Here is a 22,766-nt window from a genome sequence, read left to right on the forward strand (position 1 = left end):
GGTTAGGGCGTGCCGCCGCAACGGTTCTTGAGGTCCAGCAGCGGCTGACGGATTCCGGTGATGTCGTTCTTCGTGTCCGGGTGCACGTTCAGGTAGTCCTTCATCTGCGTCGACACCTGGTCCTTCGGCAGCCCTTCGAGACTGGTCACGAACCAGTTGTAGTCGGGGTGCGTGAACAGGTATGCGGAGGTCGCCGCGTCGACGCCGGCCCTGACGCCCTCGAGGTCGGCGGCCGAGCAGTTGGGCGGGTTCAGCGCCGGATCCTCGTTGGCGAACGCCGACGGCAACGCCCCGAAGAGCGTGGTGCCGATCAGCCCGCCGGCGAGCAGTGCTCCACCGGTGAGGCGACGCGTGACGCGTCCGGGCGACGACGGGGCGGGGGATCCATTAACGGACATGATCAGGCTCCTTTGGTGTGTGCACTGAGTTTGGCGTGGGATACGACACATTGCATGTCTCACGAGTCAATTCACAGGTTATTCGCCAATGCCTCACAGTCCCCACGCGGGTGGCTCTCATGTCCCGAGGTGGCGTCGGTCTTCCGAACACGTTGATAACAAGCCGATTACACCGCGCGTGGGCGGCACGGCGTCAGTTGGCGGCGCTGTTAGCTTGCGCAGGACGGATTGTTCTAGGAGATGGGATCCAGCCGTGTTGGCGACGATCAGTAGTGTATTTCGACGCGGATGGGCGCGACGGCTCGCCGTGTGCGCACTCGTCGTCGCGGTGATGCCGGGCGTGCTTGGCGGGGCCGGGCTGGTGCCGACGGCGTCGGCCTACTCCCGAGCGGGGCTGCCGGTCGAGGGGCTGCAGGTGCCGTCTGCGGCGATGGGCCGCAACATCCTGGTTCAGTTTCAGGGCGGCGGACCGCACGCGGTCTACCTCCTCGACGGTCTCCGCGCACAGGACGACTTCAGCGGGTGGGACATCAACACGCCTGCGTTCGAATGGTTCTACGAGTCCGGGGTGTCCTTGGTGATGCCCGTCGGAGGGCAATCCAGCTTCTACAGCGACTGGTACCAGCCGGCCAAGGGAAGCAACGGCACGTCGACCTACAAGTGGGAGACGTTCCTGACCCAGGAGCTGCCCGCGTACCTGGCCGCCAACAAGGGCATCTCGCCGACGGGCAACGCCGTGGTCGGCCTGTCGATGTCGGGGGGCGCCGCGCTGAACCTGGCGGCGCACTATCCGTCGCAGTTCATCTTCGCCGGGTCGCTGTCCGGCTTCCTCAACCCGTCGGCGGGCCTGTGGCCGACGATGATCGGCTTCGCCATGAAGGATGCGGGTGGTTACAACGCCACCGACATGTGGGGCGTGTCGAGTGACCCGGCCTGGCGGCGCAACGACCCGATGGTGAACCTGCCGACGCTGGTAGCCAACAACACCGCCATCTGGGTGTACTGCGGCAATGGAAGGACGTCGGACCTGGACTCCGCAGGCGACTTCGGCGTGCAGTACAGCGCGCAGTTCCTGGAGAACATCACCATCAACACCAACAAGGACTTCCAGAAGCAGTACCTGGCCCTTGGCGGCCGCAACGCCGTGTTCAACTTCCCCAACGACGGCACCCACAGCTGGGGCTACTGGGGCGCTCAACTGCAGGCGATGAAGCCCGATCTGCTCAGGGTGCTCGGCGTCGGCGTGCCGCCGCCGCCACCGCCGCCTGCCCCGCCGGTCGGGTAGAACCGGCCCAGGTCGGGTAGAAGTGAGACATGGCCAGCGTCGACGTAGCGGTTACCTCCAAGCTCTCTCCCGACAAGGCGTGGAAGTTGGCGTCTGACCTCGGTCGCTTCGACGAGTGGCTGACGATCTTCGGCGGGTGGCGCGGTCCGGTGCCCGACGTGATCGAGGAGGGCACCAAGGTGTCGTCGCTGATCAAGGTCAAGGGCTTCCGCAACACCATCCACTGGGAGGTGACGAACTACGACGAGCCCAACCGCATCGAGATGTGTGGCAAGGGTTTCGGCGGGGTTCAGATCTCGCTGCGCACCGACATCAGTGACGCTGACCCCGGCACGACGTTCCACCTGGTTGCCGATCTCAGTGGCGCGGTGCTCAACGGGCCCGTCGGGGCACTGGTCGCGCGGGTGATCAAGGGTGACGTCAAGCGGTCGGTCGAGAATCTCGCGAGCTTGCAGTAGGGCTCAGGTCTGGGTAGCCGATCGACAGCTTCGGTACGGGCTTGTCCCGCAAGAACAGTCGGGTCGAACGCCGCGGTACCCCTAGAGCGTGGCGACGTAACCGCCGTCGACTCGGACGTCCGCTCCGGTGGTGTTGCCGGAGCGACTGCTGGCCAGGAAGACTGCGAGGTCGGCGACTTCGCCCGGGGTGGTGAAGCGGCCCGTCGGTGCACCAGCGGCGACGGAGGCGACGACGTCGTCGGCGGTCGCGCCGCTGGCCGAGGCGAACTGGGCCGCCACCCCGCCGTCGGCGAGCCACAGATCGGTCGAGACCGGCCCTGGACTGATCGTGTTCACGCGAATCCCCTTGGGGCCGAACTCCTTCGACAGACTCTTCGCGTAGCTGGCCAAGGCGGCCTTGGTGGCGCTGTAGTCGACGATGTTGGGTTCGGGCAGCGTCGCGTTCACTGATCCGATCATGACCACCGCGCCGCCGCCGCGAGTCAGCATGTGCGGCAACGCCTCTCGCGTGGTGCGCACGGCCGACATGAAGTTGACGGCGAGTGCCGCGTCCCATTCCTCGTCGGTCACCGACAGGATGCCGCCGAACCGCGTCGCCACGGCCCCGGTGTTGTTGACGAGAACGTCGACCCCACCCCGGGCGGCGGCCGCGTCGACCAGTGCCCGCGGCCCCTCGGCGGTGGCGAGGTCGGCGGCGACGAACAGGGCCGAACCCGCGTCCTCGAGTGCGCCAAGCTCGGGTGAGTTGTTCCTGGCGCCCGCGACGACGAAGGCTCCCGCGGCGACGAACGCCTGGCTGACGGCCAGCCCGATACCCCTACTTGCGCCGGTGACGACGACGATCTTGTCCGCGAGGTTCATGTCCATGGTGCATATGGTGCGCCACGAGACGCGTCCTGGCCGGGGATCCAGTGGCCCGCTGCACGAGGGATGGTCCGACGAGTCCCCCGGTGGGCACGCCTGTGGTAGCGCGAAGAAGGCGTGTACCCGGGGGAAGCGGCGTTGTCGAGGGGCGCATCAATCCCGCTGCACGTCAGAGCGCTGAAGAGGGCGCTCGGGTCGAAGCGGGTTGGCGACACCTCTACGGTGTAGGCACGAGGTGTGTCGCATAGCCGATGAAGGGTGTCGAGGACGTTGTTGGGCCATGGGCTGGTCGTCCTCTTCGCGCTGTGTTCGGCCGTGTGCATGGCCATCGGCATCGTCGTGCGACAGCGGGCCACGATGGATCTGCCAGCCGATCAGAGTGTCAGCACTCGCATGTTTGCCACCCTGCTGCGGCGACCGCTCTGGTGGGCGGGCACGTCGGTGGCGGTCTTGGGCTACGTCTTTCAGGCGCTCGCGCTGATCAAGGGTTCGCTGATCGTCGTCCAGCCACTTCTGGTGTCGGCGTTGCTGTTTGCCCTTCCGCTCAGCGCTCGGCTGGCCGGCCGCCGCGTCACCCGTCGGGAATGGCTGTGGGCGGCACTGCTGACGGTGTCGCTGGCCTTCTTCGTCCTGCTCGCGCGCCCAGGTCCGCCGGACCGGCCGGCGTCGCCGGTGGTTTCGGCCGTCGTCTCCCTGGCCTGCGTGGTGCTCATCGCCGCCTGCATTTTGATTGCTCGACGCATGGAGGGTGCGCGCAGGGCTGTGCTGTTCGCCGTCGGCGTCGGGGTCCTGTTCGGAGCGGTCGCGGTCGTCACCAAGTACGTCATGCACCTGATGAACGAACGCGGGGCCCTCGGGTTGCTGGCCACACCCGCGCCGTACCTCCTGGTCGCGCTGGGGATCATCGCGACGCTGCTGCAGCAGTCCGCCTTCCACGCCGGAGCGCTGCAGACGTCGGTGCCCGCGATGCTCGTCCTCGAGCCCATCGTCGCGGTGTGCCTCGGCGCCGTCCTCCTCGGCGAGGAACTCGACGTCGACGGTTTCCAGCTCATCGCGCTTGCCCTTGCGGTCGGCGCGATGACCGCCGCGACCTTCTCGCTCGGGCGAGGCGAAGGTGCCTATGCGGCCGAGCTGGAGATCGAGGCGGCCCGCGCCGCTTGACTAGTTCCGCGTCGAGGTGAAGTAGGTGACGCCGTTCATGGTGGGACCGTCGTCCTCGGCCTCGGGGATCGCGTCGAACCCGTTGGACGACAACAGCTGCCCCATGGGCGTGCTGACCGACGACCAGCCGCGGGCGTCGAGGTACTCGCCGACGTCGTTGCGCTCACCCACGAAGGTGAGGTCGGTGAAGTCGAGGTCCAGGCCGTGCTCGCGCATCTTGGCGGTCGACTCGCGCATCCGCTCGCGGTTCTCCTCGGAGTCGAGGTCGGCGGTGTTCGGGACGGCCTCGCTGCCCAGCCGGCTGCCGGGTGCGCTGAGCGCGGTGACGGCATCGAGCAGCCGGTCCTGCGCCTCGGGGGGCAGGTAGCCGTACAGGCCCTCGGCGATCCAGGCCGACGGCTGGGTGGCGTCGAAGCCGGCGGCCTGGAGAGCGGCCGGCCAGTCGTCACGCAGGTCGACGGCCACAGTGCGACGGTCGGTCTTGGGCGCCGCGCCGAGTCCGGCCAGTGTCGTCGTCTTGAATTCGACGACGGCCGGCTGGTCGATCTCGTACACCGTCATGTCCGCAGGCCAGTCCAGTCGGTAGGCCCGGGCGTCCAGGCCGGAGGCCAAGATCACGGCCTGGCGGATGCCGGCGGCCGCGGCTGCGGCGAAGAACTGGTCGAAGTAGCGCGTCCTGGCGGCCATCGCGGCCGGCATCTGCGCCAGACCCCAGCTGGTGCCACCGGAGTCCACGTCGGCGGAGGACAGCTCGCCGCTGGCCCAGCGGGTCATGAAGTCGACCCCTACGGCGCGCACCAATGGTTCGGCGAACGGGTCGTCGATCACGCCCTCGCGGGTGGCGATTGCCCTGGCCGCCGCCACCAGCGTTGCGGTGGCGCCCACGCTGGTGGCGAGATCCCAGGTGTCTTCGTTCGTGCGGGTCATCGTGTACCTCTCGTATTGATTGCTTAGCCAGTGTAACGACTAACCCTGCGAGTGGGCTCTGTCACAGGAAACTGCCAGGTCAGGCATTTGGGGCATATGTTTAGTTTTGCTAACGTTGTAACGATCGGTTCGGGCAACGGTGCCTGCCGAAGCAGTCTTCATCGAATAGAACGTAGATATTTCTAGGGGTCTTCCATGTCGAACAACAGCCGCGAAGCGCGCCTCGAGCGCCGCATCGCCAACCTGTACAACGACGACGAGCAGTTCGCCGCCGCAAAGCCAGACAACGCCGTCAGCGAGGCCGCCGGTCAACCCGAGCTACGCCTGCCCGACGTCGTCCGAACGATCATGGAGGGCTACGCCGACCGGCCCGCCCTCGGCCAGCGCGCCGTCGAATACGTCACCGACGCGGGCCGCACCACCGCCAAGTTGGCGCCCCGCTTCGACACCGTCACCTACGGCGAGCTCTGGGAGCGCGTGCAGGCCTTCGCCGCCGCGCTGCGGAGCCAGCCGGTCGACGCCGGTGACCGCATCGCCATCCTCGGCTTCACCAGCGTCGACTACACCGTCGTCGACGTCGCCACCACGCAACTCGGCGCGGTATCGGTCCCGCTGCAGACCAGCGCCCCCCAGGCGCAGCTGCAGCCGATCGTCGCCGAGACCGAGCCCGTCGTGGTCGCCTCGAGCGTCGACTACCTCGACGACGCCGTCGAGCTCATCCTCGCCGCAGCGCAGGAACCCGCCCGCCTGATCGTGTTCGACTTCCAGCCGCAGGTCGACGACCAGCGCGAGGCGCTCGAGGCCGCCAAGGCCCGCCTGGCAGGGACCTCCGTGGTCGTGGAGACCATCGCCGACGTCCTGACCCGCGGCCGCACACTGGACGCGCCCCGCGGCGTGACCGCGGCGGACGACGATCCCATCTCGCTTCTCGTCTACACCTCGGGGAGCACCGGGGCGCCCAAGGGCGCGATCTACCCCGAGTCCAAGGTCGCCAACATGTGGCGCACGGTCGCCAACACGCACTGGGACGACAACCAGGGCGTACTTCCCGCCATCTCGCTCGCCTTCCTTCCGATGAGCCATGTGATGGGCCGCGGCATCCTCTACGGTGCGCTGGCCGCCGGCGGCACCGTGAACTTCGCCGCCCGCAGCGACCTGTCCACCTTCCTCGAGGACCTGGCGCTGACCAGGCCCACGCAGCTCAGCTTCGTCCCCCGGATCTGGGACATGCTGCATCAGGAGTACCTGAGTCAGACCGACCGTGGCGCGACGGTTGAAGAGCTCCGGCAGAGCCTGCTCGGCGGCCGGTTCGTCACCGCGCTGACCGGGTCCGCACCCATCTCGCCCGAGCTGAAGACCTGGGTCGAGGACTTCCTCGACATGCACGTGCTGGAGGGCTACGGCTCGACCGAGGCGGGCGCGGTCTTCGTCGACGGCGTCATCCGGCGCCCACCGGTGATCGACTACAAGCTCGTCGACGTGCCCGAGCTGGGCTACTACGGCACCGACCGGCCACACCCCCGCGGCGAGCTGCTGGTCAAGTCCGAGCAGGTCTTCCCCGGCTATTACAAGCGTCCCGAGGTCACCGCCCAGGTGTTCGACGCCGACGGCTACTACAAGACCGGTGACATCGTCGCCGAGCTCGGGCCCGACCAGGTCCAATACCTCGACAGACGCAACAACGTCTTGAAGCTCTCGCAGGGCGAGTTCGTCACCGTCTCCAAGCTGGAGGCCGCCTTCACCGCCAGCCCGCTGGTGCACCAGATCTACATCTACGGCAACAGCGCCCGGCCCTACCTGCTGTCCGTGGTGGTGCCCACCGACGACGCGCAATCACGTTACGACGCAACCGAACTGAAGTCGGCGATCGCAGACTCGCTGAAGGAGGCCGCCAAGACGGCCGGACTCCAGTCCTACGAAGTTCCCCGCGACTTCCTCGTCGAGACGACCCCCTTCACGGTGGAGAACGGTCTGCTGACCGGCATCCGCAAGCTGGCCTGGCCCAAGCTCAAGGAGCGCTACGGCGCCGAGCTGGAGCAGCGGTACGCCGATCTGGCCGACGGCCAGGAAGGCGAACTGCGGGCACTGCGTCAGAGCGGCGCCGACCAGCCGGTGCTCGAGACCGTCAGCCGGGCGGCGAGCGCGCTGCTCGGTGCGGCCGCCTCCGACGTTCAAGCCGACGCACAGTTCACCGATCTCGGTGGAGACTCGTTGTCCGCCTTGACCTTCGCCAACCTGCTGCACGACATCTTCGGGGTCGACGTTCCCGTCGGCGTGATCGTCAGCCCGGCCAGCGACCTTGCGTCGATCGCCGCGTACGTCGAGGCGGAGCGCGCAGGCGGCAGCAAGCGGCCGACGTACGACGCGATCCACGGTCGCGACGCCACCGTGGTGCGCGCCGCCGACCTGACCCTCGACGAGTTCGTCGACGCCGAAACGCTGGCCGCCGCGACATCGATCCCCGGCCCCACCTCCGAGGTACGCACCGTGTTGCTCACCGGCGCAACGGGATTCCTCGGCCGCTACCTGGCCCTGGAATGGCTGGAACGGATGGACCTGGTCGACGGCAAGGTCATCTGCATCGTCCGCGCCAAGTCCGACGCCGAGGCCCGCGCCCGGCTGGACGCCACCTTCGACAGTGGTGACCCAAAGCTGTTGGAGCACTACCGCTCTCTGGCCGCCGAACACCTCGAGGTGCTCGCCGGCGACAAGGGTGAGGCCAACCTCGGCCTCGACGACGCCACCTGGCAGCGGTTGGCCGACACCGTCGACCTGATCGTCGACCCGGCGGCGCTGGTCAACCACGTCCTGCCCTACAGCCAGCTGTTCGCGCCGAACGTGCTCGGCACCGCGGAGCTCATCCGCATCGCCCTCACCACGAAGATCAAGCCCTTCGTCTACGTGTCCACGATCGCCGTCGGCGCCGGCATCAACCCGGCCGACAACACCGAGGACGCCGACGTTCGAGTGGTCAGCTCCACCCGCTCGGTCGACGACGGCTACGCCAATGGGTACGGCAACAGCAAGTGGGGCGGTGAGGTGCTGCTGCGCGAGGCCAACGAGCACTACGGCCTGCCCGCATCGGTGTTCCGCTGCGACATGATCCTGGCCGACACCACCTACGCCGGTCAGCTCAACCTGCCCGACATGTTCACCCGCATGATGCTGAGCCTGGTGGCGACAGGCGTTGCGCCGCAGTCGTTCTACCAGCTGGGCGCCGACGGTGGTCGCCAGCGGGCGCACTACGACGGGCTGCCGGTCGAGTTCATCGCCGAGGCCATCTCGACGCTGGGCGTGCACGTTCAGGACGGCTTCGAGACCTATCACGTGATGAACCCGTATGACGACGGCATCGGCATGGACGAGTTCGTCGACTGGCTGGTCGAGGCCGGCCATTCGATTGGCCGCGTCGAGGACTACGGCGACTGGCTGCAGCGGTTCGAGACCACGCTGCGGAGCCTGCCCGAGAAGCAGCGCAACGCTTCACTGCTGCCGCTGTTGCACAACTACCAGTCCCCGGAGCATCCGGTGAACGGGTCGATCGCCCCGACGGATCGGTTCCGGGCTGCGGTGCAGGACGCGAAGATTGGGCCGGACAAGGACATTCCGCACATTACGGCGCCGGTGATCGTCAAGTACGTGACGGATCTGAAGCTGCTCGGCCTGCTGTAGCCGCTGGAGGACTCAGGGGTTGATCGTGTACTCGCCGATCTGGCGTCCCCACACGGTCTCGGTGGCCAACGGCTGCCCGAGCTCGAGGTGGTTGTACGGCGCGATGGAGGCCCCGGTGTCCATCACCAGATACGGCATCGGCCACAGATCCCTGGTCACCGGCTGCCAGCACCCCGGCCGGCCCTCGGGCCCGCCGCGCGCGTTCACCCGCGGCAGGTTGTCGGGGTAGACGTAGGCGTTGCCGGGGCCGACGAGCTCGTCGCGGAGGTTCAACGAGTAGCCGTTGCCGCCGCCGAACTTCGAGAACGCCGGTTCGACGTCGTGGTAATTGCGGATGGTGCAGAACAATTCGGGGCTGTACTCGTCGAGTAGGGCACTGGTGGGTACCAGGTCGGCCACTCCGCGGACCAGGTACGGCGCGCCCTTCTCGACGACGTCGGCGGTGGTGTTGCCAAAACCGACCGCCGACATCAGCGCCGCGTCGAGGTCACCGCTGCGCTCGTTGAGCGTGCCCGCCGTGACCACCGCGCCCGTCAACCCGTCGAACAGGTCTGGCGCACTTGCGGAGTAGACGTCGGCGAGGTCGGCCAGTCTCTGGTTGTCCTCGCGGACCCTGGGCAGCAACGGGTTGACGTCGGCCAGGATCGCGTTGCCGTTCTCGATCGACTCGCCGAAGCGGTTTCCCAAGCCGCTCAGCGCTTGTGCTGTCGCGGTGAGCGTTTGGTTCAGCTTGACGGGGTCGACGTGATGGGCCACCTCCACCACCGTCTCGAAGAGGGTGTTGAACTCGGTGCTGGTGTTCGTCGACCGGATGGGGGTGGCCGGGTTCACCCGCGCCGCGTCCGGCTTGGCGGGGGTCGACAGCGCAACGTACTTGTTGCCAAACACCGTGGAGGCCTTGATCTCCGCGTCGACGTTGGCAGGAAGCAGTCCGACGTCGTCTCGCGCCACGTCCAGGGCCAACCTCGCCATCGGCGTCCCGTCGACGTTCACGGCGTCGACCGCCGCGACGCGACCGATCTCGACGCCGTTGTAGGTCACCTTCGACCCCGGGTCAGTCGACAGGCCGGATCGTGGGGAGAGCAGTGTCAGCTGGGTGTTGTCGGAGAACACGCCGCGGAATTGGCACCACACCAAGGCCAGTACGACCCCGACGATCAGGAAGAGCACCGTCGCCGACGTCTTGACCGGAGGGTCGTGCCGCCAATGCCGGAAGCGGGGCTCCAAGGCGGTCAGCGGCGAGTGGATGACCTGCTCCCTTCGGACCGTCGGCCCCGGAGCGGTACGACGGCAGAAGTGTCCCAACCGGTTGGTGGGGATGCAAGCCCGACGGGAAGAGTGCGGCCGTGATCACCTTTTCGGGCCAATCATGGTCTGGGACACACCGATCGAGCGGCGGTCCCGTCAGCCGTTGCCGAAGCCGATCAGGCTGTGCACCTGCGGAAGGGTCGCCGTGGTGGCGAAACCGGGTGCGGCCGCGCAGACCGCTGGAATCGCGTTGAGCACCTGCATGGCGGTGGCGACGTTCGCCGAGTTGACGTGCTCCAGCATCGAGGCGTCCCGTTCGAAGCTCGCCAGCGACAGGAAGTGCGCCCGCATCGAGGGATCGCCCTCGATGGTCAGCGTCCAGCCCTCGCGGGGTTTCGGCCAGTGCCCGGGGTACTCGTTGCCGACGGTCCACAACGTCTCGATCTCGACGAGTGGCCGACCGTCGCGGCGGCCCACCCAGTTCCACCGCTGACCCGAGGTGGTCCCCGCCCGCAACACGTGATTGAAGATCTCGTGATCGTGTTTGGCGGCGACGGCCTCGACGTTCGCCGTCACCTCGTCGATGCCGGCATGCAACGCGTCGGCCAACAGCCACACCTGTTCGACGAAGATCGAACTGTTGAACGCCAGGAAGTCGCTTGACGTCGTGGAGATTTCGTCGACCGGTCGACCGAAGCGCATGTTGTCGAACGTGATCGCCGTGCTGTCGTACACCGACCAGTCCGCCCGTTCTTGGAGCTTCAGCTTGTCGATGGTGCGGCTCATGCCCGACAGCGCCAGCGGCAGCGCACCCGAGAGGTTGCCAGGGTTGAGGCCGCTACCGTGAACGCTCGTCCCGCCCTTCAAGCAGGCGGCCAACACGCGGTCGCGGTCCCTGAGCCGAATGCGATTGGGGTGGAACAGGAATGCCGTCGTCACGACGTTCTTGCCGCTGGCCAGGATCGCGCACACCTCGCCGATCGACGTCAGCCTCGGCGTGTACACCACGCAGTCCGCCTCGACGGCCAGCGCCCGGTCGAGGTCGGTCGTCGCAAGCACGCCGACGGGGTCGCGACCGATCAGGGTGCCGGCGTCGACCCCGTCCTTGTCCGCGGAATGAACCTTGACACCCACCAACTCGAGACCGGAGCGCGGATCGAGGATCGTCGCAAGCGCTTCCTTTCCGACTGCGCCGGTACCCCACTGAATGATGCGTAGTGCCATCCGATCACAGTGACATGTCAGCCCCTGGCACGTCGAGGCTTTCGACTACCGGCGTTCAGGCATGCCACGACGACCAGTGCGTCACCGCCACGGTGACCACCGGACCGTCGAGCGCCACCCGTTCGTACTGGGTGTACTTCTGGCGCAACGCGGCATACCCGACGGCCATCTGCTCGCCGCTCTCGTGCACCGACGCCAACCCGTCCGCGCGCACCCACCACAGCTGCGACCAGTCGTCGTCGTAGTGGTCGACAAGCAGGCTCACCCGGGGATTTGCGGCGATGTTCGCGAGCCGGCGCAAGCGCCACGTCGACTTCCGCTTGGCGTCCACCGCGGTGTACAGCGTCGTCTCGTCCCCGACCGTCCGCACCGTGAAGACGATGGGAACCAGATGCGGTGCACCGTCCTCGCCGACGGTGGACAGCACCGCCACCGGCGCCTCCGCGAACCGTGCGACGGCGTCGAACTCGGTCACCGCGAGGGCTTTTGGGGACTCACGCTCATGGGCGAGCGGGTGACGTTTTGTTCGGGCTTCTTGGTCGGCCGTGACGGTTGACGCACGATCACCGGCGCCCGCTCGATCTCCGACGCCGACGGGGGAGGAGGTGGCGGGGGTGGCGGCGGAGGCGGTGGTGGCAAGGGCTCGTCGCTGGTGGTCGTCGGGGCCGACGACGACGAGGGCGCGTTCGACGTCTCGTCGGCGGGAACGGTCTGCTCGCCCGAGGTTCCGCGGAAGGCCAGCAGGACGACCGACACCACCAACGCAACGGTCGCCACCGACACGGCAACCACGACGACGGCCGTGGGACCGGTCCGGTACCACGGCGTCGGAGCGGCTTTGAAGTTCCAGGTGCTCGAGTCGAACGCGTCGAACGTCTGCTCCTCGGCCTCGGTGGGAGGCGGGGGTTCGATCCACTCGACGTGGGGCTGCGGGTCGTCGACGTAGTCGTCCGACCGCGTGACGGCCAAGGGATCCGTGTCGACTGGCTCGTCGACCGGATCGTCCAACCTGGCCTCCCCCGAGGCCTCGCCGTCCGCCACCCCACGATGTTAGGTGGCGACCAGCGCTTATGGGTCACCGGATGCCAAATTGGCCCCGTGGACCGAAGATGCGGGAGAGACCCTTGCGAACCGCTGCCGACCCGCGGGCCCGACGGTAAGGTCCCCCAAGACCGATAGTTCGAACCGGTTCGTTCACCGTCGCGACCAGGCGTGGTCATCTCAGCGTCACCGTCGCGCATCCCGCCCATTAGAAGGTTCGCGAATGAAGAAAATGCGGCTCGCCGCCAGCGCCTTGGTCCTCGTCGTCGCAGGCGGCCTCGTCGCGTGCGCACCACCGGAGTCAAAGGACAAGGGAGAGAAGACCTCCTCGGGCGTCAACTCGAGCGAGGCCACCTCGGCAGCCGACTTCGGCGGAGAGAACATGGCGGGGCTGATCGACGCCGCGAAGAAGGAAGGCGAGCTCAACGTCATCGCGTTGCCGCCGGACTGGGCGAACTACGGCGCCATCATCAAGGCGTTCGGCGACAAGTACGGCATCAAGGTCAACTCTGCTCAGCCCGACGCCGCCAGCCAGGACGAGATCAACGCCGCCACCCAGCAGAAGGGCAAGTCGTCCGCGCCGGACGTCTTCGACCTCGGCCAGGCCGTCGCGCTGGCCAACACCGCGATGTTCGCGCCGTACAAGGTGGCCAAGTTCGACGAGATCTCCACGGAGATGAAGGCGGCCGACGGCGCCTGGGTCAACGACTACGGCGGCTACATCTCGATCGGCTACGACTCGGCCAAGGGGCCGGAGATCAAGAACGTCGACGACCTCCTCGGGCCCGACTTCAAGGGCAAGGTCGCGCTCAACGGAGATCCGACCCAGGCCGGTGCGGCATTCTCCGGCGTCATGATGGTCGCCCTGAGCCAGGGTGGTTCGCCCGACGACATCGCCCCCGGGGTGGAGTTCTTCCGCAAGCTCAAGGAAGCGGGCAACTTCCTGCCCGTCGACCCGACGCCGGCCACCGTCGAGTCCGGTCAGACGCCGGTCGTCATCGACTGGGACTACCTCAACGTCGCAGAGACCAAGAAGCTGCCGTCGTGGAAGGTGGTCATCCCACCCAACGCCGCGCTGGCGGGTTACTACTACCAGGCGATCAACAAGGACGCACCGCATCCCGCGGCCGCCCGGCTGTGGCAGGAATTCCTCTACAGCGACGAGGGACAGAACCTGTACCTGCAGGGCAGTGCCCGTCCGGTGCGGGCGGACAGCATGGTCACCGCGGGCACGATCGATCTGACCGCCTACCGGCAGTTGCCGCCGGTCGACGGTTCGGCGGTCTTCGTGACGCAGCAGCAGAGCGACGCCGCGAAGAAGTACCTCGAGGCCAACTGGGCCAAGGCGATCGGCTGATCGCCCTGGCCAAGATGCGAAGTCGCCTCGTCGACTCCCTGCCACTGCTGCCGTTCTTCGCGGTGGTGGGGATCTTCCTCATCGTGCCAACCGTCACCGTCATCACGAGCGCGGTGATCGAGGACGGCCGGTTCTCGCTCGCTCGGTTGAGCGCGTTGTTCTCCGAGACGGCCCTGACCGCGCTGGGCAGGAGCGTGTTCCTCTCCGGCAGTACCGCATTGCTCGGGGCGGTGTTCGGTGCGCTGCTGGCGTGGCTGATCGTGTCGCGGCCCGCCTCGTCGATGATCCGCCGCGGCGTCATCTCGCTGTGCAGCGTGCTGGCTCAATTCGGCGGTGTGGCACTGGCGTTCGCGTTCCTTGCCACGATCGGGCTGAACGGCGTTCTCACGCTGTGGGTTCAGGAGCACCTCGGCTGGAACCTCGCCGGCTCGGGCTGGCTGTACGGGCTGCCGGGGCTGGTGCTGGTGTACACGTACTTCCAGATCCCGCTGATGGTCATCGTGTTCCTGCCCGCGCTGGAGGGCCTGCGCGAGCAGTGGCGGGAAGCCGCGGTAAGCCTTGGCGCGTCGACGTGGCAGTACTGGCGCGAGGTCGCCGTTCCACTGCTGACGCCGGCGTTCCTCGGCGCGGTGCTTCTGTTGTTCGCCAACGCCTTTGCCGCCTACGCGACCGCGGCCGCCCTGGTCAGCCAGGGCAGCCCGATCGTGCCGCTGCTGATCCGCGCCGCGCTCACCAGCGAGGTGGTACTCGGTCAGTCGGGCTTCGCGTACGCCCTGGCGCTGGAGATGATCGTCGTGGTGGCCCTGGTGATGGGCGCCTACAGCCTGCTGGTGCGTCGTACGTCCCGGTGGCTGCGATGAGCACCCGGGTGGTCAAGGGCGCGCTGTGGGTGGCGTTCGGGTTGTTCTTCCTGTTCCCGCTGTACGCGATGGCTGACTTCTCCACGCGCAACCTGCTCCAGGGCGGGCGCACGATGACGGCCTGGGCCAACCTCGTCACCGACGACGCGCTCTACCAGTCGATCGTCACGTCGCTGTTGCTCGCGGTGCTGACCGTGGTGGTGATGCTGATTCTGTTGGTGCCCACCATGATCTGGGTGCGGCTGCGGACACCGTGGGCCAAGGGCATCGTCGAATTCCTGTGTCTGCTGCCGCTGACCATTCCCGCGCTGGTGGTCGTCGTCGGATTGAAGAACGTCTACCTGTGGGTGACGTATTTCTTCGGAGAGTCCGCGCTGACCCTGACCTTCGTCTACGTCGTCGTCGTGCTGCCGTTCTCCTACCGGTCGATCGACGCGGCGCTGTCGGCGATCGACCTCGGCACGCTGTCGGAGGCCGCGCGGTCACTCGGGGCGGGGTGGACGACGACCATCGCTCGCGTCGTCGTCCCCAACATCTGGTCGGGTGTGCTGTCGGCGGCGTTCATCTCGGTGGCGGTCGTCCTCGGCGAGTACACCATCGCGTCGCTGTCCGGCTATCAGACCCTGCCCATCCAGATCGTCGCGCTAGGCAAGACCGACGGCCCCACCTCGGTGGCGGCGTCGTTGGCCACGTTGCTGTTCGGTTTCGTTCTGCTTCTTGCACTTTCACTGGTCACCCGACGGAGGCGTCACGCATGAGCACCACTGGCGGCGGGGTGGCGGTCGAGCTGACCGACCTCACCCGAACCTACGGCAGCGTGAAGGCGCTCGACGGGCTGAACCTGAAGATGGAGCCCGGCGAGTTCATCGCGCTGCTCGGTCCGTCCGGGTGCGGCAAGACCACCGCGCTGCGCATCCTCGCCGGCCTCGACAAGGCCACCTCCGGCACGGTGACCGTCGACGGCCGGGACCTGACCTCGGTGCAGGCCAGCAAGCGTGACATGGGAATGGTGTTCCAGGCCTACAGCCTGTTCCCGCATCTCACCGCGTCGGAGAACGTCCAGTTCGGGCTCAAGATGCGGGGCAGCGCGAAGGGCGAAAGGGCAACGCGCGCAGCCGAGATGCTCGACCTGGTTGGGTTGTCGGAGCACGCACACAAGTACGCATCGGAGATGTCGGGCGGTCAGCAGCAGCGCGTCGCGTTGGCGCGCGCGCTGGCGATCCGCCCGCGGGTTCTGCTGCTCGACGAGCCGCTGTCGGCACTCGACGCGAAGGTGCGCACCCAGCTCCGCGACGAGATCCGTCGAGTGCAGCTCGAGGTCGGGACGACGACGCTGTTCGTCACCCACGACCAGGAGGAAGCGCTTGCCGTCGCCGACCGGGTCGGCGTGATGAGCAAGGGCCGCCTCGAGCAGCTCGCCCCGCCTGCCGAGGTGTACGCCAACCCCGCCACCCCCTTCGTCGCGGAGTTCGTCGGCCTGAACAACCAAGTGCCTGCCACGGTTTCGGGCGGGCGAGCCTCGGTGTTCGGCTCCGAGTTGCCGACGCTGGCCGGGTCGATCACCTCGGGTTCCGGTACCGCGATGGTGCGACCTGAGTCCGTCACCGTCACCGCCGACGAGTCGGGTGCGGCGACGGTCCGGTCGGTGGCCTTCCTAGGACCGATCTCGCGGGTATACGTCGAACTGTCCGACGGCGCCGTCGTGCATGCGCAGCTGAGCAGCTCACAGGCCAGGGAGTTCAGCACTGGGCAACGTGTCGCGGTGGGGGTTCAGCCCACCGACGTGCTGGTCGTACCCGTTCGCGCTGAGTAGCCGAGGTCGCGCGCGAGCATCTCCTCGACCAGCACCCGACGGGTCAGGGCGGTGGGAGTGCCCCCGCGTACGGCCACGACCGGCGATCCGTCGGGGGCGCACGAGCGCGCGACGGCGAGCACGTCGCCGGGGTGAATGTCGGAGGGCAGCAGGACGTCTCGCGCGATCTCCGTCTCGCCCGCGGTCACGGTGACTCGCTCCGCGGTGGACAGTGGATGCCGATTCGCCAGCGCCACGGCACCGTCGGCCGGGTGGGAGACCCCTGCGTCGACGACGACGATCCGAGGTGAGCCGGCCGGCGAGATCACCGACGCGACCCGGCACGCCGTGACGCCGGCGAACGTCACTGCCGAGCAACCGGTTTCGAGAACGACCCGTGGCCGCGCCAGTCGGGTGGCCGCGCACGCCGCGTCAAGGGCGTCGTCGACGAACGCGGTGACGGGATCGGAGTCGAACGTCAGATGCACCTCGGTGAGGAACTTCCCGTGGTCGCGCCGCGTCGCCCGCATCGCCGAGAACAGCCGCCGGACCGACCGTTCGACGTCGTCGTCGGGCCGGCAGTGGAACCCCACGAGCTCCAGACCGGGCTCGCGGACCACCCGGTCGACGACGGCCGGATCCGGTGCGCCGTCGGGTGCGCCCACCAGGATGCGCTGCCGGCCGGACGTCCTGCCGCAGAGGTAGGCGACGTCCATGGTCGACTCGACGACGAGGCGCCCCGGTGCGACGGACGCAGCGAGCACGAGGTCGTCGTGGGACAGGCCGCGGGCGTGGACGACCATCCGGGCTGGGTCGACGCCGGCAGCGCGCGCCGCGGCGAGGTCGGTGCCGGACCGGATGGCCAGGCCAATGCCCTCGTCGTCGACCCAGCGCATGACGGTGGTCGGCAACGTCTTGGCGGCCAGGACGGGCACCAGGTCGCCGGTCGCGTGCTGAGAGTGTAGTCTCTCCCGCACCTCGACTTCGTCGAGAAGGTATGTCGGAGTGCCGAATTCGGCTGCCACGTCGGTGATCGGCACGCCGCCGAGGCGCAGCCTGCCGAGCTCGTCGACGATGGTGCTGTGCGGCCAAAGGTCGGCGGAGATGCGCTGGGCGGCGGCGCGGCGCAGCGAGGGCAGATGATCGAGCAGGGTCACCGTTTCACGATGCGCGTGCCGACCTGGCCTCGGCGAGGATCTTTACGGCTTCTCGACGCCGACTGCACGCATCTTTGCGGGGGCTAGACGTCCTTGACCGGCTCGATGCCCAAATCGCGGTAGGTGACCAGCGCCGCGAACGGCACGTTGCGACGGGCGAATCGGCCGGCGGCCACGTCGCCACGGTCGACCATCGGGATGACACCGGTCACGACGGCGCCCGCCGCGACGACGCGTTCGAGGGCGATCTCGGTGGAGCCGCCGGTGCTGATGACGTCGTCGACCAGCAGGACGCGCATGCCTGGCTCGATACGGGTGCCCTCGATCCACTGTTCGCGACCGCGCTGCTTCTGCTCCTTGCGGACCGAGAACCAGGCCTTGCCGGTCACCATGGCGATGCCGTGCGACAGAGGGTCGGCGCCCATGGTGAGTCCGCCGACGGCGTCGAACTCGATGCCGGTCTGGACGGCGAGGTCGGCGACCGCGCGGCTGACGGTGGTGAGTCGCTCCCCGGTGTTGATCGCGTTCTTGCCGTCGATGTAGTCGTGGCTCAGCTGGCCACTGGCCAGCTTGAACGGCTCCTCGCGGCGTTCGTAGCCACGGGTGCGAATCAGGTCGAAGGCGGCTTGCCAGGTCTCGGGGCGCTCGGACACGCATAGATCGTATGGCACGGCTCGGATGGCCCGGCTCGCGTGACGATCAGCCTTCGCGCGCCCGCCGCGTCAGTTCCACCGTGGCGGCCCGCAATTGGTCGGGCGAGTCGAGGCGTTCGGCGAAGCCGACGCGCGGGTAGGCCACGCCCCGGTCGGTGACCACCTTGAGGTCGAGGCCGTACCGGTCCACGCCAGTGCAGGTGGCCGCCGTGGTGTCCGGGTAGCCCCCGAGCGTCCTGGCCATCGCGGCCAGGGCGTCGGCGTGGTCGGCGTTGAGGTGCTCGATGGCTCCCGCGGCGATCGGCTGAACCGGGTCGGGTTGCGCCGTCGCGTAGTCGGGCCCGGCAGCGGAGTCCATCCGCCCGTAGCCGCCCACCCAGCGGACCCGGTCGACCCGCAGCACCCACAGGGTGAAGTCGCTGTAGTCGACGTAGTACTTCGCTGCCGGAACGGCGTCGAGGTGGGCTTGACGGGCCGCTGCCAGCTCGTCGCCGGCCGGGCGTTCGACCACACCGGCCAGGGTGATGCGGGAGTTGGCGAGCGGATCGGTGTCGGTGGCCGCGGCGACGATCGCGATGCTCGCCCGAGGGTCGCCGGACAGGTTGCGGCCGTGCTCGGCGAGGTTGGAGACGCACAGCACCGGCGCGCCGCCCAGCAGTCCGTAGGTGACGAACGACGCCCACGGATCGCCGGTGGCCGTCAGCGAGGCCAGCGTGCCGGTGTTGGTCGACGCCGCGATGGTGCGGGCCTCCTCGGCAGCCGACGGTCGCGTCGTGTTGACGGCCGCGGTCAGCGGGGGCGGAATCGACGGCGCGTCGCCGGGGTCGCCATGGTCGCGCAATGTCTCACCGGATGCCACGTCCGCACCCTACCGCCGCCCGGTGGCGGGTTTGCCTCGCTGGCGCTGGGGCCGGTTCGCTGGGGGTCGCCAGCCACCCAAAGGTCGATGTCGCGGCCGGGTGATGTGAGAGAATCGACCAACTGTGTTTCACCAGCTCAGACAATGGATGTAGCTGAAACGAGAGGGTTGTGCCGAACGCTGTGCTCCGTGTGTTGCTCGCCGGCGCTGCGCTGATAGCAGCGTTGCTGATGAGCGGCTTCGGGACGGGTGTGGCGGCAGCCGATCCAGAGGATCCGACCAACCCGACGGATCCTGGCACCGGTGGTGGTGACCCGCCTACCTCCAGCGAACCCGAGCCGACGACGGGGCTGCCGCCGACCGTCCCGCAGCCCAGCATCTTCGACATCCCGCAGACGATCGCCACCCAGCTGCGCGACATGTTCGGCAAACCCCTCAGCATCTTCGGAAACGGGCGCGTCCCTGGCACTCCGACCACACCCGACGTCCAGTCCGACGGTTCGTCGACCGGCCGCAAGCGCGACCGGCCCATCACCGGGAAGATCGAGCCGAAGCCGGACCTCGCCCCACCCCCGGGCGTCGCGCCCGCGCCGACCCGCCGCGGCGTCAGCACCTTCGAGGTCGCGCTGCCCTTCACTCCGAAGATCACCGTTCCGGTTCCCTCGGTCCCCGTGCCCGGTTACGAGAACATGCGATGGTCGCTCAACCTGACCGATCCCTATGCGGCCTACACGTCGGTCGGGGAGACCTTGAGCACTGTGAACTCGCTGCTGATGGACGCCTACGCGCCGTACGACCCGTTCCGGCCGCCTGCGCCCAAACCGCAGCCGACGTTCCGGACCATGCAGGAGGAGCCCTCCGTCGTCGAGGCCGAGGGCACCGGTGGCATCGTCCCGATGTCGAACGGCTCCTCGGGTCTCCCCGTGCTGCAGGCGCCAGTGGTGGTCCCGCCGATCCGCATCGCGCCGCCGCCGCGTCCCATCACCGGTTCGGCGCCCGCGGGGGTGAAGGTCCTCGCGGCGGGTTCGGCGGGCGTCCGGGCCCCCGAGCTCAAGGGATCGGTGGCCCAGACCGGTTCGATGCCGACGGAGCAGCTGCCGCCGGCCGGATCGGCGTCGGCCTCCGCGTCCGGCATGGGGGCCCCGGCCCCGCGGCAGGGATACCCCCGTTACCTGCGTACGGCGCGCGCGAACGAGCTGGCAATGGTCGCGGTGCCGGGGCTGGCCGCACTGATCGCCGTCACGTTCGGCGGCGGCGTCATCGGATACCGGCAGGCCAACTCGGGGCGCTACCTCCGGACCGACGCTGCGCGATTCCTGCAGTGAGCTCGACAAGGTCCCGTCCGCTGGTTCAAAGTGGCTGGCCGTGGGTAGCTTTGAAGACTGATGACTGAGGCGATGAACCTTCCGTTCGACCAATGGCTCCCGACGCAGCGGTGGTACGCGGGTCGGGGCCGCGAACTCTCCACGGTGCGGGCGGGTGAGGTGGTCCCGCTGCGGGGCGATCTCGACTTGGTGCTGCTCGACGTCGAGTTCACCGACGGCACGTCGCACCGTTACCAGCAGCTGGTCCGCTGGGACGGTGAACCGGGCACCGCGACGATCGGCTCGTCGGGCGTGCACACCGGCTACGACGCCCTCTACGACCCGGCCGCGGCCAAGTTTCTGCTGTCGCTGATCGACGAGTCCGCCAGCGTGGGTCCGCTTCGCTTCGTCAAGGAACCGGGCGCGGAGCTTCCGTTGCACCTCGACGGTCGGGTCATCGGCGCCGAGCAAAGCAACACCAGCGTGGTGTTCGGCGACGCCGCCATGTTCAAGGTGTTCCGCCGGGTCACCCCCGGCGTCAACCCCGACATCGAGCTGAACCGCGAGCTGGCCCGCGCGGGCAATCCGCACGTTGCCCGGCTGCTCGGCTCGTTCGAGACGACCTTCGGCGGGGAGTCGTACTCGCTTGGCATGGTGACCGAGTTCGCCGCCAACTCCTCCGAGGGCTGGGACATGGCCACCGCGAGCACGCGAGACCTGGCTGGCACCGGTGCGGACTTCGCCGGGGAGTCCTACCGCCTTGGTGAGGCCGTCGCCTCCGTGCACCAGACGTTGGCCGCGGCGCTGGGGACCGAGCAGCAGCCGTTTCCGGTCGAGGCGCTTCTCGAGCGCTTGAACGCTGTGGCCTCGATGGTGCCCGCCGTCGAGCAGTACCGGGAGGCGATCGAGGAACGCTATCGGAAGCTGGCTGGCGAGTCGCAGACCGTGCAGCGCGTGCACGGCGACCTGCACCTTGGCCAGGTTCTGCGTACGCCGCAGCGGTGGTTGGTCATCGACTTCGAAGGCGAGCCGGGGCAACCGCTCGAGGAACGCCGCAGGCCGGACTCGGCGCTGAGAGACGTCGCGGGCGTGCTGCGGTCCTACGAGTACGCGGCCTACCAACGGTTGGTCGACGGCTCCGAGCGCGACGACGAGTTGGCCGCGCTGGCCAGTGCGTGGGCCGACCGCAACTGCGCGTCCTTCTGCGACGGGTACGCCGCGGCGGCCGGTCACGACCCGAGGGACTCTGGCGGGACGCTTGCCGCCTACGAACTCGACAAGGCGGTCTACGAGGCCGGTTACGAAGCCAGGTACCGCCCGACCTGGTTGCCCATCCCGATGGCGTCGATCGCCCGGCTGGTGGGCGGCTAGGCGAGCGCCGCGACGGCCGCCTGCGCGGGCTTCGGCGTCCAATCCGAGCGGTACAGCCCGAACGTGTCGTCGGGGTTGCCGCTGCCGGTGTTGCGGTCACGGGTGGTGTAGACGTAGGCCGGTCCGGCGTACGGGAGCGTGCGCCACTTGGTGAGGAAGTCCGTCAGGTACGCGGCCTGGGTGGCCTCGTCGACGCTCGAGGTCGGCTCGCCGTACTCGGTGGCCCAGATCTTCTTGCCGCCGTCGCCGTTGGCCGCCATGCGGTCGTGGATCGCCCCCAGCTGCAGGAGCGGGGAGTTGGGCAGGTTGCCACCGGCGGAGAACATCGTCGTGTACTGGTACGGGTGGTAGGACAGCGCGTCGAAGGAGCCCCTCGCTCCTGCGGCGTACATCTGCTCGACGAACGTCACGGGGTCCATCGTCAGCGCGAAGAACGCGACCACGGCGCCGACGACGCCACCGACGACGAGCGCCGACGGGTCGGCGCCCTTGATCTTGGGGTAGGCCGCCTTGAGGAGTCCGGCGTACACGGCTGGCTCGGGTCCCTGCGGGCCGGACGTCCACGACGTCACGGCGTTTGGCTCGTTCCAGATCTCGTAGGCCGCGACCCGGCCGCGGAAGTGGCTGGCCGTCGCCGCGGCGAAGTCGCCGTATGCGCCAGCCGAGGCCGGGGGGCTGGAGATGGCGGGCAGCCCCGGTGCGACGGCCCACCCGGGCGACGACACCAGCGTGCCGAGCACCGACATGCCGCGGGCGTTGGCGGCGTTGACGATCAGGTCGGTCTGGCCGAAGTCGAACTGACCGGGGTTGGGCTCCATGCCGGCCCACGGCATCATCACGCGGACGTTGCGGATGCCGGTGGCAGTCATCAGGTCGAAGGTGCGGTTCACGTCGTCGGGTGACATGCCGTAGATGTCGGAGTCGGAGATGCCGACGGTGCTGGCCGAGGTGTTGATCGACGCCGTCTCGACGAACGGAATGGTGCGTGACGTGGGTTGCCACCCGAGTGCGGCGGTCGCCGACACGGCAGTGACGGTCGCCACCGCGGCGATCGTCTTGAAGATGTTGCGCACGCTATCCCCCATCTTGGGCCGAGCCTCGGCACCACGAACCTAACAAAGAGCTCTGTACTAGG

General features: G+C 68.3%; 21 protein-coding genes. 10 read left to right on the forward strand and 11 right to left on the reverse strand.

Annotated features, from left to right (window positions below; all coding sequences use genetic code 11):
• Positions 1-2 precede the first annotated feature (2 nt).
• On the reverse strand, positions 3-398 hold the full coding sequence (locus B1790_RS25045) for a heme-binding protein (protein ID WP_079925984.1): 396 nt from the start codon (positions 396-398) through the stop codon (positions 3-5).
• A gap of 331 nt (positions 399-729) precedes the next feature.
• On the opposite strand from B1790_RS25045, the gene B1790_RS25050 reads away from it, so the two are divergent.
• A complete protein-coding gene (locus tag B1790_RS25050; RefSeq protein WP_079926122.1) occupies positions 730-1,683 on the forward strand; it encodes an esterase family protein in 954 nt (317 codons plus the stop codon).
• Positions 1,684-1,712: 29 nt separating this feature from the next.
• Positions 1,713-2,141: an SRPBCC family protein gene (locus B1790_RS25055; protein ID WP_079925985.1), complete on the forward strand. Its 429-nt coding sequence runs from the start codon at positions 1,713-1,715 to the stop codon at positions 2,139-2,141.
• Positions 2,142-2,222: 81 nt separating this feature from the next.
• On the opposite strand, the gene B1790_RS25060 is transcribed toward B1790_RS25055, so the two are convergent.
• Positions 2,223-3,008: an SDR family NAD(P)-dependent oxidoreductase gene (locus tag B1790_RS25060; protein ID WP_079925986.1), complete on the reverse strand. Its 786-nt coding sequence runs from the start codon at positions 3,006-3,008 to the stop codon at positions 2,223-2,225.
• A 267-nt stretch (positions 3,009-3,275) separates the two neighbouring features.
• On the opposite strand from B1790_RS25060, the gene B1790_RS25065 reads away from it, so the two are divergent.
• Entirely contained in the window at positions 3,276-4,166 is an 891-nt protein-coding gene (locus tag B1790_RS25065) for a DMT family transporter (RefSeq protein ID WP_079926123.1), read from the forward strand.
• On the opposite strand, the gene B1790_RS25070 is transcribed toward B1790_RS25065, so the two are convergent.
• Positions 4,167-5,093: a class I SAM-dependent methyltransferase gene (locus B1790_RS25070; protein WP_079925987.1), complete on the reverse strand. Its 927-nt coding sequence runs from the start codon at positions 5,091-5,093 to the stop codon at positions 4,167-4,169.
• Between the two features lie 195 nt (positions 5,094-5,288).
• Here B1790_RS25070 and car point away from each other — a divergent pair, with 195 nt between their 5' ends.
• A complete protein-coding gene (gene car, locus B1790_RS25075) occupies positions 5,289-8,765 on the forward strand; it encodes a carboxylic acid reductase (RefSeq protein ID WP_079925988.1) in 3,477 nt (1,158 codons plus the stop codon).
• A gap of 12 nt (positions 8,766-8,777) precedes the next feature.
• On the opposite strand, the gene B1790_RS25080 is transcribed toward car, so the two are convergent.
• The 4 genes from B1790_RS25080 to B1790_RS25095 form a co-directional block, all read right to left on the reverse strand.
• Positions 8,778-9,992: an MCE family protein gene (locus B1790_RS25080; protein WP_079925989.1), complete on the reverse strand. Its 1,215-nt coding sequence runs from the start codon at positions 9,990-9,992 to the stop codon at positions 8,778-8,780.
• Positions 9,993-10,169: 177 nt separating this feature from the next.
• Positions 10,170-11,237 (reverse strand): dihydrodipicolinate reductase, encoded by a 1,068-nt coding sequence (locus tag B1790_RS25085; protein ID WP_079925990.1) that lies wholly within the window; start codon positions 11,235-11,237, stop codon positions 10,170-10,172.
• 55 nt (positions 11,238-11,292) lie between these two features.
• A complete protein-coding gene (locus tag B1790_RS25090; RefSeq protein ID WP_079925991.1) occupies positions 11,293-11,712 on the reverse strand; it encodes a TIGR03668 family PPOX class F420-dependent oxidoreductase in 420 nt (139 codons plus the stop codon).
• A complete protein-coding gene (locus tag B1790_RS25095; protein WP_142271494.1) occupies positions 11,709-12,278 on the reverse strand; it encodes a hypothetical protein in 570 nt (189 codons plus the stop codon). Before B1790_RS25095 ends, B1790_RS25090 begins: the two co-directional genes overlap by 4 nt.
• A gap of 223 nt (positions 12,279-12,501) precedes the next feature.
• On the opposite strand from B1790_RS25095, the gene B1790_RS25100 reads away from it, so the two are divergent.
• Genes B1790_RS25100 through B1790_RS25115 form a run of 4 tightly spaced genes read left to right on the forward strand, consistent with a single transcriptional unit; the run spans position 12,502 to position 16,308 of the window.
• The gene (locus B1790_RS25100; protein ID WP_079925992.1) at positions 12,502-13,635 is read left to right on the forward strand and encodes an ABC transporter substrate-binding protein; all 1,134 of its coding nucleotides are present in this window, start codon (positions 12,502-12,504) and stop codon (positions 13,633-13,635) included.
• A 14-nt stretch (positions 13,636-13,649) separates the two neighbouring features.
• A complete protein-coding gene (locus tag B1790_RS25105) occupies positions 13,650-14,495 on the forward strand; it encodes an ABC transporter permease subunit (protein WP_079925994.1) in 846 nt (281 codons plus the stop codon).
• Entirely contained in the window at positions 14,492-15,253 is a 762-nt protein-coding gene (locus B1790_RS25110) for an ABC transporter permease (RefSeq protein ID WP_079925995.1), read from the forward strand. Before B1790_RS25105 ends, B1790_RS25110 begins: the two co-directional genes overlap by 4 nt.
• Positions 15,250-16,308, forward strand: a complete 1,059-nt coding sequence (locus B1790_RS25115) for an ABC transporter ATP-binding protein (RefSeq protein WP_079925997.1) — start codon at positions 15,250-15,252, stop codon at positions 16,306-16,308. Before B1790_RS25110 ends, B1790_RS25115 begins: the two co-directional genes overlap by 4 nt.
• Here B1790_RS25115 and B1790_RS25120 read toward each other — a convergent pair.
• From B1790_RS25120 to B1790_RS25130, 3 genes are all read right to left on the reverse strand, one after another.
• Positions 16,266-17,444 (reverse strand): hypothetical protein, encoded by a 1,179-nt coding sequence (locus B1790_RS25120; RefSeq protein ID WP_079925998.1) that lies wholly within the window; start codon positions 17,442-17,444, stop codon positions 16,266-16,268. The genes B1790_RS25115 and B1790_RS25120 overlap by 43 nt on opposite strands.
• Positions 17,445-17,527: 83 nt before the next feature.
• Entirely contained in the window at positions 17,528-18,097 is a 570-nt protein-coding gene (gene pyrE, locus B1790_RS25125; RefSeq protein ID WP_079925999.1) for an orotate phosphoribosyltransferase, read from the reverse strand.
• Positions 18,098-18,143: 46 nt separating this feature from the next.
• Positions 18,144-18,956, reverse strand: a complete 813-nt coding sequence (locus tag B1790_RS25130) for a HugZ family protein (RefSeq protein WP_079926000.1) — start codon at positions 18,954-18,956, stop codon at positions 18,144-18,146.
• A 170-nt stretch (positions 18,957-19,126) separates the two neighbouring features.
• On the opposite strand from B1790_RS25130, the gene B1790_RS25135 reads away from it, so the two are divergent.
• Together B1790_RS25135 and B1790_RS25140 are read left to right on the forward strand one after the other, a co-directional pair.
• Entirely contained in the window at positions 19,127-20,281 is a 1,155-nt protein-coding gene (locus tag B1790_RS25135) for a hypothetical protein (protein WP_142271495.1), read from the forward strand.
• Between the two features lie 72 nt (positions 20,282-20,353).
• On the forward strand, positions 20,354-21,631 hold the full coding sequence (locus B1790_RS25140; RefSeq protein WP_079926002.1) for a phosphotransferase: 1,278 nt from the start codon (positions 20,354-20,356) through the stop codon (positions 21,629-21,631).
• Here the strand turns inward: B1790_RS25140 and B1790_RS25145 are convergent.
• Entirely contained in the window at positions 21,628-22,704 is a 1,077-nt protein-coding gene (locus tag B1790_RS25145; protein ID WP_158083878.1) for a cellulase family glycosylhydrolase, read from the reverse strand. The genes B1790_RS25140 and B1790_RS25145 overlap by 4 nt on opposite strands.
• Positions 22,705-22,766 lie beyond the last annotated feature (62 nt).

The sequence above is a fragment of the Mycobacterium sp. AT1 genome, assembly GCF_002043095.1.
Lineage (GTDB): Bacteria > Actinomycetota > Actinomycetes > Mycobacteriales > Mycobacteriaceae > Mycobacterium.

What these genes read in the sequence shown, in the direction of transcription:
- B1790_RS25045 (WP_079925984.1), bottom strand. Translation starts at nt 398, where the DNA reads ATGTCCGTTAATGGATCCCCCGCCCCGTCGTCGCCCGGACGCGTCACG.
- B1790_RS25050 (WP_079926122.1), top strand. Translation starts at nt 730, where the DNA reads ATGCCGGGCGTGCTTGGCGGGGCCGGGCTGGTGCCGACGGCGTCGGCC.
- B1790_RS25055 (WP_079925985.1), top strand. Translation starts at nt 1,713, where the DNA reads ATGGCCAGCGTCGACGTAGCGGTTACCTCCAAGCTCTCTCCCGACAAG.
- B1790_RS25060 (WP_079925986.1), bottom strand. Translation starts at nt 3,008, where the DNA reads ATGGACATGAACCTCGCGGACAAGATCGTCGTCGTCACCGGCGCAAGT.
- B1790_RS25070 (WP_079925987.1), bottom strand. Translation starts at nt 5,093, where the DNA reads ATGACCCGCACGAACGAAGACACCTGGGATCTCGCCACCAGCGTGGGC.
- car (WP_079925988.1), top strand. Translation starts at nt 5,289, where the DNA reads ATGTCGAACAACAGCCGCGAAGCGCGCCTCGAGCGCCGCATCGCCAAC.
- B1790_RS25085 (WP_079925990.1), bottom strand. Translation starts at nt 11,237, where the DNA reads ATGGCACTACGCATCATTCAGTGGGGTACCGGCGCAGTCGGAAAGGAA.
- B1790_RS25100 (WP_079925992.1), top strand. Translation starts at nt 12,502, where the DNA reads ATGAAGAAAATGCGGCTCGCCGCCAGCGCCTTGGTCCTCGTCGTCGCA.
- B1790_RS25105 (WP_079925994.1), top strand. Translation starts at nt 13,650, where the DNA reads ATGCGAAGTCGCCTCGTCGACTCCCTGCCACTGCTGCCGTTCTTCGCG.
- B1790_RS25110 (WP_079925995.1), top strand. Translation starts at nt 14,492, where the DNA reads ATGAGCACCCGGGTGGTCAAGGGCGCGCTGTGGGTGGCGTTCGGGTTG.
- B1790_RS25115 (WP_079925997.1), top strand. Translation starts at nt 15,250, where the DNA reads ATGAGCACCACTGGCGGCGGGGTGGCGGTCGAGCTGACCGACCTCACC.
- B1790_RS25140 (WP_079926002.1), top strand. Translation starts at nt 20,354, where the DNA reads ATGAACCTTCCGTTCGACCAATGGCTCCCGACGCAGCGGTGGTACGCG.